This is a genomic window from Paenibacillus sp. FSL H7-0326 (assembly GCF_001955535.1).
GTDB lineage: Bacteria > Bacillota > Bacilli > Paenibacillales > Paenibacillaceae > Paenibacillus > Paenibacillus shunpengii.
In genome coordinates this window covers 291,099-306,801 of record NZ_MPVN01000003.1, presented here as the reverse complement: position 1 = coordinate 306,801, position 15,703 = coordinate 291,099, and the positions used below count along the sequence as shown (strand labels likewise).

Annotated in this window: 15 protein-coding genes; 4 read left to right on the top strand and 11 right to left on the bottom strand. The window is 43.4% G+C overall.

Annotation, left to right across the window (positions count from 1 at the left end; genetic code table 11):
* Nucleotides 1–30 precede the first annotated feature (30 nt).
* The 7 genes from BK126_RS17335 to zwf all read right to left on the bottom strand — a co-directional run bounded on the left by BK126_RS17335 (nucleotide 31) and on the right by zwf (nucleotide 8,306).
* A complete protein-coding gene (locus BK126_RS17335; RefSeq protein WP_076313808.1) occupies nucleotides 31–1,176 on the bottom strand; it encodes a hypothetical protein in 1,146 nt (381 codons plus the stop codon).
* Between the two features lies 1 nt (nucleotide 1,177).
* Complete coding sequence (locus tag BK126_RS17330) at nucleotides 1,178–1,981, bottom strand: lipase family protein (protein ID WP_076313807.1); 804 nt, start codon at nucleotides 1,979–1,981, stop codon at nucleotides 1,178–1,180.
* Complete coding sequence (locus tag BK126_RS17325; RefSeq protein ID WP_076313806.1) at nucleotides 1,974–2,306, bottom strand: hypothetical protein; 333 nt, start codon at nucleotides 2,304–2,306, stop codon at nucleotides 1,974–1,976. The genes BK126_RS17330 and BK126_RS17325 overlap by 8 nt, the downstream gene beginning before the upstream one ends.
* Before the next feature lie 250 nt (nucleotides 2,307–2,556).
* Nucleotides 2,557–4,197, bottom strand: a complete 1,641-nt coding sequence (locus tag BK126_RS17320) for a hydroxysqualene dehydroxylase (protein WP_076313805.1) — start codon at nucleotides 4,195–4,197, stop codon at nucleotides 2,557–2,559.
* Nucleotides 4,198–4,468: 271 nt separating this feature from the next.
* Nucleotides 4,469–5,905, bottom strand: a complete 1,437-nt coding sequence (gndA, locus tag BK126_RS17315) for an NADP-dependent phosphogluconate dehydrogenase (protein WP_076313804.1) — start codon at nucleotides 5,903–5,905, stop codon at nucleotides 4,469–4,471.
* Between the two features lie 41 nt (nucleotides 5,906–5,946).
* The gene (gene fsa, locus BK126_RS17310) at nucleotides 5,947–6,612 is read right to left on the bottom strand and encodes a fructose-6-phosphate aldolase (protein ID WP_076313803.1); all 666 of its coding nucleotides are present in this window, start codon (nucleotides 6,610–6,612) and stop codon (nucleotides 5,947–5,949) included.
* Nucleotides 6,613–6,749: 137 nt separating this feature from the next.
* Nucleotides 6,750–8,306 (bottom strand): glucose-6-phosphate dehydrogenase, encoded by a 1,557-nt coding sequence (zwf, locus tag BK126_RS17305; RefSeq protein ID WP_076314094.1) that lies wholly within the window; start codon nucleotides 8,304–8,306, stop codon nucleotides 6,750–6,752.
* 152 nt (nucleotides 8,307–8,458) lie between these two features.
* Here zwf and BK126_RS17300 point away from each other — a divergent pair, with 152 nt between their 5' ends.
* The 3 genes from BK126_RS17300 (at nucleotide 8,459) to cyoE (ending at nucleotide 11,145) form a co-directional block, all read left to right on the top strand.
* Nucleotides 8,459–9,337, top strand: a complete 879-nt coding sequence (locus BK126_RS17300; protein WP_076313802.1) for a LysR family transcriptional regulator — start codon at nucleotides 8,459–8,461, stop codon at nucleotides 9,335–9,337.
* 54 nt (nucleotides 9,338–9,391) lie between these two features.
* Entirely contained in the window at nucleotides 9,392–9,850 is a 459-nt protein-coding gene (locus BK126_RS17295) for a DUF4385 domain-containing protein (RefSeq protein WP_076313801.1), read from the top strand.
* Nucleotides 9,851–10,215: 365 nt separating this feature from the next.
* Nucleotides 10,216–11,145 carry a heme o synthase gene (gene cyoE, locus BK126_RS17290; protein ID WP_076313800.1) on the top strand — a complete coding sequence of 310 codons (930 nt, stop codon included), beginning with the start codon at nucleotides 10,216–10,218 and terminating at the stop codon, nucleotides 11,143–11,145.
* A 118-nt stretch (nucleotides 11,146–11,263) separates the two neighbouring features.
* Here the strand turns inward: cyoE and BK126_RS17285 are convergent, their stop codons facing one another.
* Together BK126_RS17285 and BK126_RS17280 are read right to left on the bottom strand one after the other, a co-directional pair.
* Nucleotides 11,264–11,791, bottom strand: coding sequence for a P-loop nucleotide/nucleoside kinase family protein (locus BK126_RS17285; protein ID WP_143757747.1), 528 nt, complete (start codon nucleotides 11,789–11,791; stop codon nucleotides 11,264–11,266).
* A gap of 101 nt (nucleotides 11,792–11,892) precedes the next feature.
* Nucleotides 11,893–13,260: a PD40 domain-containing protein gene (locus BK126_RS17280; protein ID WP_143757746.1), complete on the bottom strand. Its 1,368-nt coding sequence runs from the start codon at nucleotides 13,258–13,260 to the stop codon at nucleotides 11,893–11,895.
* 198 nt (nucleotides 13,261–13,458) lie between these two features.
* Here BK126_RS17280 and BK126_RS29145 point away from each other — a divergent pair, with 198 nt between their 5' ends.
* A complete protein-coding gene (locus tag BK126_RS29145; protein ID WP_143757745.1) occupies nucleotides 13,459–13,584 on the top strand; it encodes a sporulation protein YjcZ in 126 nt (41 codons plus the stop codon).
* A 105-nt stretch (nucleotides 13,585–13,689) separates the two neighbouring features.
* Here the strand turns inward: BK126_RS29145 and BK126_RS17275 are convergent, their stop codons facing one another.
* Nucleotides 13,690–14,994, bottom strand: a complete 1,305-nt coding sequence (locus BK126_RS17275) for a DUF4179 domain-containing protein (protein ID WP_076313798.1) — start codon at nucleotides 14,992–14,994, stop codon at nucleotides 13,690–13,692.
* Entirely contained in the window at nucleotides 14,906–15,523 is a 618-nt protein-coding gene (locus tag BK126_RS17270; protein ID WP_076313797.1) for an RNA polymerase sigma factor, read from the bottom strand. Before BK126_RS17270 ends, BK126_RS17275 begins: the two co-directional genes overlap by 89 nt.
* Nucleotides 15,524–15,703 lie beyond the last annotated feature (180 nt).

Here is a 15,703-nt window from a genome sequence, read left to right as displayed (position 1 = left end):
TCTTCCATTATTCGACAAAAAAACTTCTATCTACATTGCCCCCAGTTCTGACCACGACATCGAAAAATAATGATTGGATTCTCCTCTGAAGATCATCGCATGATTTGTCGGATTGGCCGTGATATCAACAATATACCTCGCACCGATCTTATCCCATCGTTTAACCAAATTCCCCTCCGAGTCAAACACGACAATGGCCATCCCCATTCGATGATCTGCGTAGCTGAGCGGCCAATAGGTATAGCTATTGGATCTTAAGACAGGATATACCTCTTTGGGTTCAAAGGTGTCCGGTGAAGTCAGGCTCAGTGCCTTTAGATCCGCTGGAATCGAAGGTAAGAATTGGATCGGAACCTGGTCAATTTGGAAAAAACGCTGAGGTTGAGGTGAAGCTGTAGGTACCACATCGTCTTGCGTCCATGAGGCCCGAGCCTCGTCCATTTGATTCAATTGAAGCACGGCATCTGACAGCTGAAGCGCGTTTGCCTTGGTTACTGCCGGTTCGACAAAATTCACGACCATCTGCTGCAACGTGGCCCGTGTAACAGCATCCCCTCTGTCCTGCATTTGGTCTAATTGATACTTAATGTAGTGCATCGAGCGAATGATGATGTCTAGTCGATTCAAGGTCAATAGCTTCATTGCCCGAATATGATTCAGATGATGAATATTTCTGCGAAGTTTATTTCCCAGCACCATCTGCTGTACTGCACGGATTCCAGCGGCCGCCATCGCTGCGACAGCACCTGCTGTCAATGCGCCTGCAGTCAGACCGACGCTCACCTCTGCACCAAAGGCTGAGCCAGCGAAATTCGCTGCCCAAGCCGAATCAAATAATCCGGCTCCGATATGCTGGGCTGTAGCTTCAGGAGCAAGCAGCAGAATTGAACCAATCACTGCAGCCGTACACATTATTAAACTGGAAATCCTCATCGGCGTACGGTTAGCCCCAGTATCATGTGTCAATTCAGACAGCTTCCATATTTCATGGAGCTCTGCCTGTGGAGCAAAGTCATGCTCTGTATATAGCAGACCCAGTTTATCATGAATTTCATCGTTTAATTCCTTGAAATGCTTATACTTCTCCTTCATTTGGTGAAGCAGGGATTCTATATCAGCATACAGCTCAATCCACCTTGCTCTACGTTTATGATTGTTCCGGAATAAATTCAGCATATCATCCAACTCTTTCTTTATTCTGATCGTGCTCTAACTTCATTTGAGCAATACATGACAGATACGTATCAAGCTTGTGATATTCGGTAATTCCTCTTCCAATCGCGGGATTGTTCAAGGAATCAACTTGAAATCCTGATTCTGGATGAACGTAACCCAGCTCGCAGCTCGGCAGTTTCGGAACGATATCAGGCACATTATATATTCGAAACGTACGAGGAACAGCCTGTTCATATGTCTCTATGAACACCCGATCCCCTACCATGGGTGAACCGAAAGTGTAAACCTCTGTATCTATATTGTAAAAAGCGGCTGCAAAAGCAGTAAGCATGGCTAAGGCTCCCCCTAAACTATGGCCTGCCACTATCAAATGAGAAGCATTCATATCCTCAATGTACGCTGTGAGCATCTGTACCTTATTGGTCACCGTACAGCAGACCTTCAAGGATCGATACATCCTTGCGAATCCTTCCTCCACTTTGCCGATTCCACCTGGTTCAGAATAGGACAGCAGGAAGAAATCGAAATGCTCTGCCCATTTAAGCAGCGCAGCTGTCCCGCGGAACAAGATTGCATAGATGGAAGGATCGGCGATCGACTGGATGATACAACCGATACATTGTTCCGATTGCCATTGGAATTGGGAAGGCTCAAGCGTAATATTGGCAATGATACGCCAATTAGAAGGACATGAGATATTTGGAGTAGTACCCGCATCTGAAGCCTCATCACCTGCTGTATACAAAGCCTTAATCATGTTACCCCACCGCATTGCCTCATCTCGATTAAGCACCGGATTAACCATAATGAACAGCTCCAATATGAGCTTCAATCACTCGAATCGTCTCGCCCAGTGCCGGCGAGATCAGCTCAATACGTTCGATCCACTCTCCAGTCAATTCTTGTTCAAGCCTTAGGGTAAATACATGCAGGACGGAAGGTAATAATGATGCATGATCTTTAACGGGAGCAGGGGTATATACCTCTCTGGTTACCGATATCGGTGAACCCGGTTCAACTCTCCAGTCATATCCGGCAGAAACCGAATCGTTACTGACAGCAACAAACGTTTCCTCCCCTTTCGCCAATCTGACGATAACTTTTGTTACAGGAATTGATTGGGTATGCATCAAAATCTTCCTTTCTATACTGGGGTTCCTCACTTGGTACTTATGATCTTACAAGAATCGGTTAAAGTTACGTTCAAGCCAATCTAAAGATTAGTTAAAGATCGTTCTTAATCTTTAGTTAAATAACTTAAATTGTAGAGTGGGATATATAAACTTAAACCTTAAAATGCTAAATTTGAACCTGGAAATGCTAAATTTAAGCATAAAAAAGCACCGCCTTTTACAAGACGATGCTTTGAGGAATTATCGATTATATTTTACCGTCCCAAGGAAGTCCCTTGTGATATCGGTGACGGTCATGTGCATGCCATGGTGCCAAATAATCAACACCGAGAAAATCATATTCATACATCTCCCAAATCTTGCACAGCTTCTGACTAGAGCCTGCTGCATGAAGAATGGCATTCACCGCTCTTCTTCCTGCTTCATTTGCACCTTCCATCGTAGCGAGATCCGTGTTGGTCTTAACATAGTCGGAGGCGAGGAATAAGTTTGGAATGGAGGTATACGCATTCGGGCGCAGTTCCCAGGTTCCCACCTCATTGATTAACAGGGGCTCCAGATTCACCGTATGATGCGGATTCTCGAAATGTATATCTGTATCCAGGAACCATGAATGCAGCACTTCATCACGCAAAATGGTGCAGCCTACATTCAATCCCCTCTTTAGCTGCTCCCATACCTCTTCTTTAATCTCTTCCGGTGTACAATCCATAGCCGGTTTGCGAATATGTATTCCTTCAGTTTCCCAATCAGATATATCTACTGACAATACGCCTTTAACTTGTCCGTCTCCATAATTGCTCCAATCGAAGCCATCCCAGAATTGGGCCTGCGATATGGAGGTTAATGACCATGGAGAATCAAAATACATCACATGACCAGGGGCCACAGGGACGTCTTCCTTCAAATAGAATTGAATACCGTTCATCCAATCGATGGACTTCGACAGCAGGCGGATGTTCGCTAATTCATCATGAGCCGATGCCATCTCGTTCGTAATAAATTCTGACATGATCTCTACCGGAAAAGCAGCTACATAGTAATCAGCTGTGATCGTGCTGCTCTCTCCATTCTTCACTACCGTAACCCCGCTGATCTGACCGTTCTTATAGTGGAGTTCCTTTACCTGCGCCTCAGTTTCGTAGATCGCACCTTTGCTCTCGATATAATGAACCCAAGCGTCAATCCAGCGATTATTCGTAGGTCCATCCAGAATGCGCACAAACGATAAGCCTGGGGTCAATATATCCAGTGTCATCTGTGCCGCAACCGTACCTACAGTTTTGGTATTCGCCTTAGTCGACTTGCACGCGACCAGCGTCTTCGTAATATTGCCAAACACTTTGCGGAAGGCTGGAGAATATTTGTCTGCTTCAATGAACTCCCACCAAGGTATGTCCTGATACTCATTCTCTCGTCTCTCATCACAGCTGGTCATGACCTGCCATAGCTTAGATGTATACTGTTCCAGATCAGCTTCTGTTAAGCCTAGTTTATTATCAAATAACAATTTGATTAAATCTCGGAGATCATCAAGTGAGAATTTCATCTCGGTCACAAGTGGAACGAGTGGATGTGTATCTGTAGAAATATCCAGACGGGGCACTTCCACCAAATTATCGTATACCACCTTCCCATTTTCATAAGGGATTTTCTTCATCGAATCAATGACATGTCTATAGAACTTCGGGAACAACCGAAATCCGTGCTCGCCTGGAAGATCCGAACGATCCCCTACAGCAGAGCCAGAATAAGGCATGCTGCGTGCCTTCCCCCCTGGAATGGCTTTGAATTCGTACACCTCCACTTCAAAACCGCGATCGACGAGCTCATGTGCGGCCGTTAAACCTGCAACTCCTCCACCTAATACTGCTACTTTCTTGCCCATACTTCCCCTCCCCATGTTATCTGAAGCGTTATTCCCCCTCATCATAGCAAATTTCGACAGAAAAGTATTTCACCTATTTTAAAAAATAGAATCAATATCATCTTATCTTTCTTTCGGCCCATAATATTCTCGAATACGACCCTGCCTATCAATATTACTGCAATAACACCTATCTAAAAAAATACATCTGCATATAAAAAAAGGTACTCACGGCTACCTGATGGTAACCATGAGCACTCTGATCATTATGAATCGGCTTATAATTGCAATTTTATTTCGTCTCCAGAACCTTCTCAGCAGACTCCATCCATTGGTAATGGAAGGTTCCTTCCTTGTCCACACGATTGAACGTATGCGCGCCAAAGTAATCACGCTGAGCCTGCAGCAGGTTTGCCGGAAGACGCTCTGTACGATAGCTGTCATAGTAGGCGAGCGCAGAAGCGAACGCAGGAACCGGAATACCATACTGAACGGCGATAGAGACTACTTTTCTCCAAGCTTCCTGATAGTTGTTCACTACCCAGCCGAAGTAATCATCCAGCAGCAGATTTTTGAGGTCTGGATTCTTGTCGTAAGCTTCCTTGATATTCTCGAGGAAACGGGCACGGATAATGCAGCCTCCTCTAAAGATCATAGCAATACTTCCGAAATTCAGATTCCAGTTGTATTCATCTGATGCAGAGCGAAGCTGTGCAAATCCTTGGGCATAAGAAGCAATTTTGCTCGCATACAAAGCTTTACGAACCGCTTCAATAAATTCTTTAGCATCACCATCATAAGGTTTAGTATCAGGACCGCTCAGAATCTTGCTGGCCGCTGCGCGTTCTTCCTTCATTGCGGACAGGAAGCGTGCAAATACAGACTCCGTTACGATGGAGAGCGGAACCCCTAGATCAAGAGAGCTTTGACTTGTCCATTTCCCCGTACCCTTCTGACCTGCAGCATCCAGAATGACATCAACCATCGGCTTGCCTGTATCAGGATCTTGTTTGGAGAAGATATCAGCTGTAATCTCAATCAAGTAGCTGTCCAGCTCACCGCGGTTCCATTCTGTGAAGATCTCATGCAGCTCATCTGTGTTCAGATTAAGAACATCCTTCAGCAAGTGATACGCCTCACCAATCAGCTGCATATCACCGTACTCGATACCATTGTGAACCATTTTCACGTAATGACCGGAGCCGCCTTCTCCAATATAAGTGGAGCAAGGGTCTCCATTTACTTTTGCAGAAATGGCTGTAAGAATCGGTTCCACGAGATCATAAGCATCTTTTTGTCCGCCAGGCATAATGGCAGGTCCTTTAAGTGCTCCTTCTTCACCGCCGGAAACACCAGCTCCGATAAACCGAAGCCCTTTGGCTGCGAGCTCTTGATATCTGCGTTCGGTGTCAGGGAAATAGGCGTTTCCACCGTCAATCAGAATATCTCCCTCTTCCAAGTGAGGTACAAGCTGTTCAATAAGCGCATCCGTCGGTTCGCCGGCTTTGACCATCATCATGATCTTGCGCGGTGTTTCAAGGGATGCTACGAATTCCTCAATACTGTATGTGCCTACAAAATTTTTACCTTCTGCTTCTGCCAGCAGTTCTTTGGTCTTCTCTGACGATCGATTATATAAAGCTACTGTGAAGCCTTTGCTCTCCATATTTAAGGCCAGATTCTTACCCATCACCGCAAGGCCGGCTACCCCGATTTGTTGTTTGCTCACGAATCTCTTCTCCTCCTGTTTCGGTTTCCAGTTTACTTCGATTATTTCACGCTTTTTTGCCAATCCGCTGCAAATTTCTCAAGACCTTGATCAGTCAGTGGATGCTTAGAGATTTGCTCAATAACGGAGAAAGGTACAGTAGCGATGTGCGCACCTGCCATAGCAACACGTGTTACATGATCCGGATGACGCACAGATGCTGCGATGATTTGTGTATCCAGGTTGTGCGTACGGAACAATTCAGCTACTTTGGATACCAATTGAACGCCATCTTCTGAGATATCGTCCAAACGGCCAAGGAATGGTGATACATAAGTCGCACCTGCACGTGCAGCAAGAAGCGCTTGGTTCACTGTGAATATCAATGTAACGTTAGTTTTGACACCTTTATTGGCAAGATAACGGCATGCTTCAAGACCTGCGAGGGTCATTGGCAGCTTGATCGTAATGTTCTTATCGTTGTTATTAATCTTAATGAGCTCATTGGCCTGTTCAATCATCTCTTCTGCCGATATCGCGTCAGGCGTTACTTCTGCAGATACGGATTCTACATCAGGTACAAGCTGCAAAATTTCTTCAATTCGATCTTCAAATTTTACGCCTTCTTTGGCTACCAAAGATGGATTCGTTGTTACTCCAGATAGCACTCCGATTTTATAAGCGGTTTTAATATCCTGTACATTCGCTGTGTCAATAAAGAATTTCATTTTGTGTAGCCTCCTGTAATGTGTTTTAATATCGATTTGGTAAATATATAAATTAATCTGTAGACGAATGAATCTCACATCTCACATCTTGTACTAAGAATGTGAAATTCATTCAGATGAACAGAACTTACCCAAATTTATCCTACAATAACTTGTGCAACGGGAGTAGCTTCTGAAGATTCATCTTCAGCAGTAGTCTCCATTTCATGTAAGGCAAAGGTCTCAGCCGGCTCATCAAACCACCAACGATAACCGTCATGAGCAAGCATTTCATTTGCTGCTGCCGGACCGTGAGAACCTGCAGGGTACGGATGAAGCGGCACTTCATTCTCAGCAAAAGCCTCAAGTATTGGTTGTACCCATTTCCAGGATAGCTCCACTTCATCCCAGTGCACGAAGAAGGTCGAGTCGCCAATCAAGGCATCGTTAATCAAGGTCTCATAAGCTTCAGGTGCTTCGGTCCGGTCAGGATATAGATCGATGTTGACCGGCTTGAACCCGCCATGATGCTCACGGTCCTTCGTATTCAGCTGCAGCGTGATTCCTTCATCTGGACCAATATCAAAGATGAGCAGATTAGGCGTAATGGATTGTTGAGTACTTCCAAGTGATTTAATCGGATCTTTGAATTCAACAACCATCCGTGTGTGCTTGGATTTCAAACGTTTGCCCGTACGGATATAGAACGGAACTCCACGCCAGTAGTAGTTGTCAATGTTCAGCTTGGCAGCGATAAACGTATCATTCATCGAATCTTCTGCAATACCGGGCTCTGCAGTATATCCTTGGACTGGCGTTCCACGAAGTGTTCCAGCAGTGTATTGTCCGCGCACGATGCGTGTGGCAACATCCTGTCTCTGCAGAGGTTCAAGGGCTTCAAGCACCTTTTTCTTCTTCAATCTGACATTCTCTGCAGATGGGCTGTTCTGGGGCACCTGGATGGCCAGCATCATGAGCAGCTGCAGCATATGATTCTGGAACATGTCACGTACAGCACCGACATGATCATAGTAGCCTGCACGTTCTTCCACTCCAACGGTTTCATCCGCCGTAATCTGAACGTTTGCAATGTAACGATTATTCCACAAGGCCTGAATGACCGGGTTCGCTTGCTGTAATGCTTCAAGACGCTGAACCATCGGCTTGCCGAGGTAATGGTCTATTCTGTATATTTCCTCTTCAGAGAATGCCTCGCTGAGCTGAGCATTCAGTACCCGAGCCGAAGCCAGGTCATGTCCGAAAGGCTTCTCGATGACAAGTCTCTTCCAGCCCGTAACCTCACCGAGTCCGCTGTTCTCGATCTGCGATGCGATCGTTCCGAAGAACTCGGGTCCTACAGAAAGGTAGAAGAAACGATTCGCACGGCCTTCATGAGCCTGCTCCCACGCTTGAATGCGTTCTTTTAATTGAACAAAATCCTCTTGTTTATCAATATTTAAAATATTAAAGCCGAATAAGCTGAGAAATGCTTGTAACGTATGATCTTCCTTCACTTCGAAACGATAAAAATCAAAAAGAGACTGCTTAACATGGGCCTGGAAGGTTTCATCAGATAAGCTTCTTCTTCCTAGACCAATCAGAGAAAATGTCTCTGGCAGCTTTCCGTTTAGAAACAAATGATAAAGTGCTGGATATATTTTTCGTTTGGCCAAATCGCCTGTAGCTCCAAACAATACAAAAGTTGTAGGGTTCACTTCCATGATCTCCTTCCTGCTGAGAGTACACAGTCACCGGAAATTTCGTATGGCTGCGATCATCTCTGGTATCTATTTCTTAGTTACACTATAATACAAAGAACAGTTATACATGTAATTAATATATTTCAGAGGAGATATAGACCACATCTATGACAAATAATTATGAACTATACAAAGTTTTCTATTGGGCTGCCAAAACAGGGAGTTTAACCCAGGCAGCAAAAGCATTGTACCTTACACAACCTAGCGTAAGCCATGCTATTAAACAGCTTGAAGAGAGCTTTGGCGTGACGCTGTTTTACCGTACCTCCAAGGGAGTTAATCTAACACAGGAAGGAACCATTCTATTTTCATATATAGAACAGTCTCAAATTATGATCTCACTTGCCGAGGAAAAAATGGCAGCATTAAAAAATCTGGACAGCGGAGAACTCCGTGTGGGAGGCAGTGATTCGTTATTTAAACACTACCTGCTTCCATTTCTTGAGGATTATCACGCGAAATACCCGGGCGTCAAGCTGCATCTTAACCATGGAACCACACCTGAGGTCATCTCTTACCTCAAAGAAGGCCGCATTGATCTCGGTGTCGTCCGAATGCCAATCGTCGATTCCCATCTTGAAGTAACCGAAAGTATTCAGCTTCAGGATTGTTTTGTCGCAGGAGAACATTATGCAGAGCTCAAAGGGGTACAGCTGTCTATGGAAGAGATGATGGAATATCCTGTCATTTTATTCTCGCGTAACAGCCGGGCCAGAATGGCCGTCACTGAACTGTTTCAACGATATGGATATGAGCTGAAGCCTGAGATTGAAGTCGGCAGTGTGGACTTGCTTATTGAATTTGCCCGAAGGGGTTTAGGGATATCGTATGTCACTCGTGAATTCGTGTCTAAAGAATTGAGGGAAGGCTCTTTATTTGAGATTGAACTGGATATTAATCTGCCTCCATCCAAGGTAGGCGTTATGATTATGCGTAATATGCCCATATCCAGCGCAGCAACAAGGTTCCTTGAAATGGTGAGGTGACTCTAGGCAGGGTATATAGAAGTATACTCAGCCAACAGGAGGAACTGATCTGCGATGAAATCATTCGATTATGATTTAAAATATGACGAACTTGACCTTAGACAGCACCCGGAACTTTATACGATTGGCCGTGGAGAACAAGGTGTTCTGCTTGTTGAGCCCTACAAGAGCGAGATTCTCCCCCACTGGAGATTCAAAACACCCGAAATAGCGAAGGAATCCTCCAAAAAGATATACGACATGTTTCTTCAATATAAGAAGCAGGACGATTTTGTAGGAATGGACATGGCACGGAAATTTTTACAAATGGGCTACACACGTGCAAGAAGATATGCAAATCATAAAGGCGGGAGAAAATATGCCAAGGAGGATGGCTCCCTTCTGCCATTTCAGAATGATCCGGTAAAGGCGGAGGCAGCAGCTATATTCAAAGCCCAGTGGGAGATTGTAAAGAAAGATCCAGATTATGTAAAAATGAAAGGCATTCATCGACAAAAGTATGAAAACGCATAGGTAGGAAGAACACATTTTCTGAATATTAAAATACCTTTATGAAAAAGTTAATAAGAAGTTCACAATTTATTGAATGAATTATTAAATATTTAACAAACAAACATTTTTCCTTTAAAAATTGGTATGCTGTATACAGTTGAACTAAAGATTTAACAGGAACATGTAACATTCAGGCTAGACAGTAGATCAAATTTAGTTCAATCTATATAGATAGAATCAATTTCATAAATCATTAAAAAGGTGAAATTGAAACTATATATAGACAAATAAAATCATTTTTCTCTATATATAGTCTTGATTGAAGCAACCAAAGGTATTATGAAATTGATTCATATACTAATTTAATCATAGAAGTGAGTGGAATTATGAGTACAATTAATAACAGTTCAGGATCAAGTGCGCAAGCGGATGTTCAATCCCTGCCACAGGTTTTCTTTGCGACCATTAAGACAGGAATCATAAAATCAAATCTCATCGCGATGTTTGCCGGACTTAGTATGGCGCTCTATGTATTCAATGTTTCGTTTATTGACCATTTGGGCGCTATTATCTTGTCGATTATTGGTTCCTCGCTCGTTATCGGTTCTGCGGGTACATTTAACAATCTGTACGACCGGGACATCGATGCCATTATGCAGCGAACCAAGGATCGCCCGACCGTCACAGGCAAAGTGGATACAAAGTCAGGTCTTATCCTCGGATTCCTGATGAGTGCTCTCGGTATACTCCTGCTCTATTTTAGCTCACCGATGGCTGCATTTTTTGGATTTCTCGGATTATTCCTATATGTTGTGCCTTATACGATGTGGACCAAACGGACAACCATTTACAATACGGAAGTAGGCAGTATCTCCGGAGCCGTTCCTCCGCTTATTGGGTGGTCTGTCATCTCGAGCGAGCTCGGACACTTCGAAATCTGGGCGCTGGTTGCGACGATGCTCATATGGCAAATGCCGCATTTCTATGCGATCGCCATCCGCCGATTGGACGAGTACAAAGCAGCCAAAGTACCTATGCTGCCTGTTGTAAAAGGAATCAAGCGGACTTATTTGCAAACCAATTTTTATCTGATATTGCTTATCGCTTCAAGCGCCCTGTTCTGGCCGTTTAATCCTTACATTGCCGGAATTGCCTTTGCCTTAAGTCTTGCCTGGTTTATCTTCAGCTTGGTGAGCTATCGCAAATCTGACATTACGGGCTGGGCGAAGAAGATGTTTATCTTCTCCTTGAATCATATGACCTTATTGTTCGTGATCGTCATTATTTTCTCCCTGATTGCTCAAATGTTAAGATAGTGTGAAATCATTGCATATTGCAATAGCAAAAAAACCCTAAGCTTTTCTTATTTTTAGAGAAGCTTAGGGTCTGCCCTGAGTTTTTCTTAACATAGAAAAACTCAGGGTTTTTTTGATTTTATGTATGAGCTAGACGAAACCTCACATCTTCAAAAATTTCCTTTGCAAGCTCATCTGGACGCTTATGACCGGCATCCAACAGGAAGGCCTGATTGCTAGAAGAAGATATTAATTGGGTTCGCAGAAAGAGTGATCGCTCAATGTACTGTCCATCCCCTCTCTGTTGAAGTCGTGTGTTCAGCGTATCCGGCTCTGCATGCAGCACTGCGTAGTGAAGTTCCACACCCAGATCCGATAACTGTTCGCGAAACCACTCAAGCTCATCTTCGACGACAAAATCGATAACGACAGGAATTCCGTTCATAATCAAATTCCTTGTAACTGCCGTAATATTTAGCCATGCGATTCGAAGGCGCTCCTCCCATTCGGGTTCAGTATCTCCACGGTATACATGAAGAAGCAGATCTCCTTCGATTAAAGCACACTGGTTCATTGTATCAGCCAAAGCCTTGGATACTGTCGATTTCCCAACTCCCAGTGGACCAGAGATTAGATAAACGGATGGTGTTTTTTCCAATTGAATCAAGAGACTAGCCTCCTCACTATAAATAATCAACGGATCCTAATGACCGATCCAAGACACTTAAGATGCAATCGGTCATTTAGAAAGTTGTTTTCCGCTGCATGCTACTGAATAAATGTCAGTCTTCCGCCGATTGACCGAATATGATTCACATCAGCATACAAGATAAAGTAATTATAATAGGTCCCTCCAATTTGAACAGGTCGTGGGTATCTGACAATAAGCGCTGCTTGTTGATTCATTTCTGGAGGCTGATCTGCCGATGGGTAAATGAAGCATGCATCTTGATGTTGAATCGATGTCTGGATCACCATTGGTGAAGAGCCATAGGGCATTAACGGATGATAGGCTTCGGAACTGCATACATCGGAAATATCCTCACTGCCGGATATGGCGGATACTTGAAAAAAACCGTCTGGTCCTTCGTACCTTTCCTCACTCACCTGACTCCAATTAGCGGGATATGGAAAGGATACCATGTATATGAAGCTTGTGAAAGTATAATGTGGCGGCCTTCGAATCTTAGGGGACCACTGAAGAGCGGTCATTTGACCTCCGTTAAGCAGGTATACCGGCCTCTGCTCACTAATATCCACAATCCAGAGCTGACTCGCCCTTTCTGCATTGGTGCATCCTGATAAGTATGCGATTTTTTTACCGTCTGGAGACCAGTCAACTGGTGTGGAGAAACAATTAGATATCGTAATCGTCCTTTGATGGTTGCCCATGAAACTGTCGATTTGGATGTGCGAATAATAAGTGGGCTCCTTAAATTCGGTTGCACTGTAAGCGATGTTTTGTGAATCAGGGGACCAGGCAGGAAAATAATTTTTAGAAAGTGATCCCCCTGCAAGTGTATTCGTAGCCCCGGTTTCTAAATTTACAACCGAAATCAATGATATGCTTGCACCCGGGAAGGTATACAATGCAAATTTGCCATCTGGAGAAATCCGAAGCTGATGAAGCGGGCCGCCCGTATTCCGCGTAATTTGTCTCCGATTTGAACCATCGGTCCGAATACGGTAAATTTGTGTGTTTCCGTTAATGTCGGGAGCTGCAAATATTAACTCTTTACCGGAAGGGAACCACTGTGCATCACGAGCTCCTACCTCTAATAAGAAATAACTCCGGTGTGTGAAGGTATCATAGATCATGATTCGCCCATTCTTCACATAAACAAGTGACCGGCTGTCTGGTGACCAATCGAGCAGCGTGTAAGGTTCTATCTGATCGATTCTGGCGATCGCACGCGTCGCGATATCGAGCACAAAGACTACATTATTCACACCAATGAAAGCAATTTTGCTGTTATCTGGAGCCCAGTAAGGGACAGAGAATTCCATGCCCATCCCATCCGTTATCCTCGAATTTAAACCTCCATTCAGTTGATATAGCCAGATATCATAAGATCCGCCACGGTTTGAAGTGTACGCGATCCACCCTTTTTCAATGTCTTGAGAACCCGCTTGCATGACCCACATCCTTTCCTAGACCTGATTCATCATACGTTCTAGATTATTCAGTGAAGCTCAATTAGGCTACTGTCACGTATTGGTGAAGTTGTCACCACCTATGACATTTGAGGATATTTACACTGTAAGGACATTTAACCAGTCAAATCATATGAAAATGCATAGAATGTAAGCATGACCAGCAAGGAGGTGAAGTAAATGAGCGGATATGAATATGTTGGCGGAACTTATGGTGGTTCTCATAAAGATGGAAACAGCGTTGCTGCAATCCTCGTTCTCTTCATTTTGCTAGTTATCATTGCAAAGGCATTTAAAGGATATTAATAAGTAGTAGTCGCAAAAATATGCCCATCCGATTTGGTTATCGGGTGGGCTTTTCCATCATATAACTGGATCGGCTAGCTTCTGGTTACTTACAGCTTCCTTCTTTTAATCAATAGGAATGGTTACACGCTTATTATATGTCTTAATATAATGATATCCATCGAGATGTAATGTCTCCGGTCTGTCTGATGTATTAAAGGAATAGGTTCGTTCCCACAAAATATTGCCATTGCCCAAATCCCAAGGACGCTGAGAAGAAATGGATGACACAGGAATCTGACTCCCTCCTGCTTCTGCAAATAAATTATTCTTTTCTAGAATTGTAAATTGCTTGGAGGCAACCACGACATCATATCCTGTTTCCGTTTTGCTCACACTTCGAATCCATAACTTCTCATTACCCACTTTAATGGATTGATCAGATGGTGAGGCAAGAGAGATGGATTCTGGTATTTTATAATAACCATTAGAATTCTCAACTAATAACTCTATGCTATTAATATTCTCTACTATTGGCAACGCATCATATCCTATCTTAAACTCTCTAATACCTCTTTTTGTGTTAAGTTGTGATTCCATTCCTCGTGACTCCACTTCCACTCCATTTACATATAGACGTGTCCTGCCGAAAAACCAAGGCTCTTTATCTCCATCTAATTCAAAGTGTCCCGTAATGACCGTGGAACTTGGTGAAGCTGTAATAGATTCATAATGAATAAATCCCTGGTCGATGGGAACAGACTCCGAGAATTTTTCTTTTACTAAACTCTTCATTGCTTTGCTGGCATCAAATTTAAAAGAAATTGGATACGGCACTGGCTTGGCATTATCCATAGATTCATAAAAATTAACCGTTAAATTTCTTGAGAAAGGACTAATCGGTTCAAATCGATAGGTTCCCATGAATTTTCCTGTATCCTCACTATAACCGCCAGAACCTTCTTTAATGATTGAGTCAGTCATGAACCCTTTTATGCCTTCTACGCGGTATCGGGATGAATAACTGCTTATTTCTTCTCCCTTTGGTCGATCAATAGAGTAATGCATAGTGAATGCATTATCATCGGCTATTACCCTCTCAACCGTAATCACAGTACCATCATCTAGAGTTATACTCTTGTTTACAAGCTGCCCGTATCCCTCTTCGGCAGCTTCTGAGAAGCTGGATGCGTTCAGCTCCATATTCAATATTTTGTTTCCGTAATAAGTTAATGCCGGATATTGATAGGTTCCAATCATGAACACTAAGGCGGCAGCGGATAGCCCAAACCACAGTACAGCTTCGTTTTTCTTCTTTTTATTCGGTACACGGTCTAGTGCATTACGAAGTCTGCTTTCCAGCTCTGACGGTGCCTGTATTCTGTCCGAGGTCTGCTTGTGTTCTTGTAATCTCTCCTCGATCGTTCTCATAACGATCACCTCCGTTCATTGATTTCAATTTCACTAACCCCTGTGAGATTCTGGATTTGATCGTACCAATCGGTGTATCTGTCATGTCTGCAATGGCCTGATAAGGAAGGTCATGTATATAACGAAGCTCGATCGCTTCACGCTGACGTGGACTGAGCTTCGACAGAAGCATGCTCATGTCCATTTCAGATTCAAATTGAAGATAAGGATCGTCTTCAGTCAGATTCGTTATGAATGACTCCTGTTCTCCATCAATGAGAATCCATTTTTCTTTTTTACGGAGTAATGATCTGCAATGATTAACAAGTATCGTTTTACTCCAACTGTAAAAAGCTTCTCGCTTCTGTAACTGATCGAGCTTCTCATATAGAGTTACGATCATATCTTCCATTGCATCCATAGCATCATGCTTATTTCCCATGTATTTGTAGGCAAGACGGTAATAAGCGTCCTGATCAGCTAAGATGAGCTGTAATAAAGCCTCTTTCTTCCCCTTTTGAGCTTGTTTAACAAGACGGCTTATGTTCATAGACTCCCCCCTTTTCATAAATAAGAGATTTATATCGCTATAAAAGTTCATTTTAAGCAAAAAAACAACAAAAAAGGAGCCGATCCTAAGATCAGCCTGTTCGATACTTCTTAGTCGCTTTGTCTCCCGAAGCTCTTCCACTCTTTTTGCGTTACTTTTCGAGAATCCTTACCAAATTTC

What these genes read in the sequence shown, in the direction of transcription:
- BK126_RS17275 (WP_076313798.1), bottom strand. Translation starts at nt 14,994, where the DNA reads ATGAGAACGATCGAGGAGAGATTACAAGAACACAAGCAGACCTCGGAC.
- BK126_RS17325 (WP_076313806.1), bottom strand. Translation starts at nt 2,306, where the DNA reads ATGCATACCCAATCAATTCCTGTAACAAAAGTTATCGTCAGATTGGCG.
- BK126_RS17320 (WP_076313805.1), bottom strand. Translation starts at nt 4,197, where the DNA reads ATGGGCAAGAAAGTAGCAGTATTAGGTGGAGGAGTTGCAGGTTTAACG.
- BK126_RS17330 (WP_076313807.1), bottom strand. Translation starts at nt 1,981, where the DNA reads ATGGTTAATCCGGTGCTTAATCGAGATGAGGCAATGCGGTGGGGTAAC.
- cyoE (WP_076313800.1), top strand. Translation starts at nt 10,216, where the DNA reads ATGAGTACAATTAATAACAGTTCAGGATCAAGTGCGCAAGCGGATGTT.
- BK126_RS29145 (WP_143757745.1), top strand. Translation starts at nt 13,459, where the DNA reads ATGAGCGGATATGAATATGTTGGCGGAACTTATGGTGGTTCTCATAAA.
- BK126_RS17280 (WP_143757746.1), bottom strand. Translation starts at nt 13,260, where the DNA reads ATGCAAGCGGGTTCTCAAGACATTGAAAAAGGGTGGATCGCGTACACT.
- BK126_RS17300 (WP_076313802.1), top strand. Translation starts at nt 8,459, where the DNA reads ATGACAAATAATTATGAACTATACAAAGTTTTCTATTGGGCTGCCAAA.
- BK126_RS17295 (WP_076313801.1), top strand. Translation starts at nt 9,392, where the DNA reads ATGAAATCATTCGATTATGATTTAAAATATGACGAACTTGACCTTAGA.
- fsa (WP_076313803.1), bottom strand. Translation starts at nt 6,612, where the DNA reads ATGAAATTCTTTATTGACACAGCGAATGTACAGGATATTAAAACCGCT.
- BK126_RS17335 (WP_076313808.1), bottom strand. Translation starts at nt 1,176, where the DNA reads ATGCTGAATTTATTCCGGAACAATCATAAACGTAGAGCAAGGTGGATT.
- BK126_RS17270 (WP_076313797.1), bottom strand. Translation starts at nt 15,523, where the DNA reads ATGAACATAAGCCGTCTTGTTAAACAAGCTCAAAAGGGGAAGAAAGAG.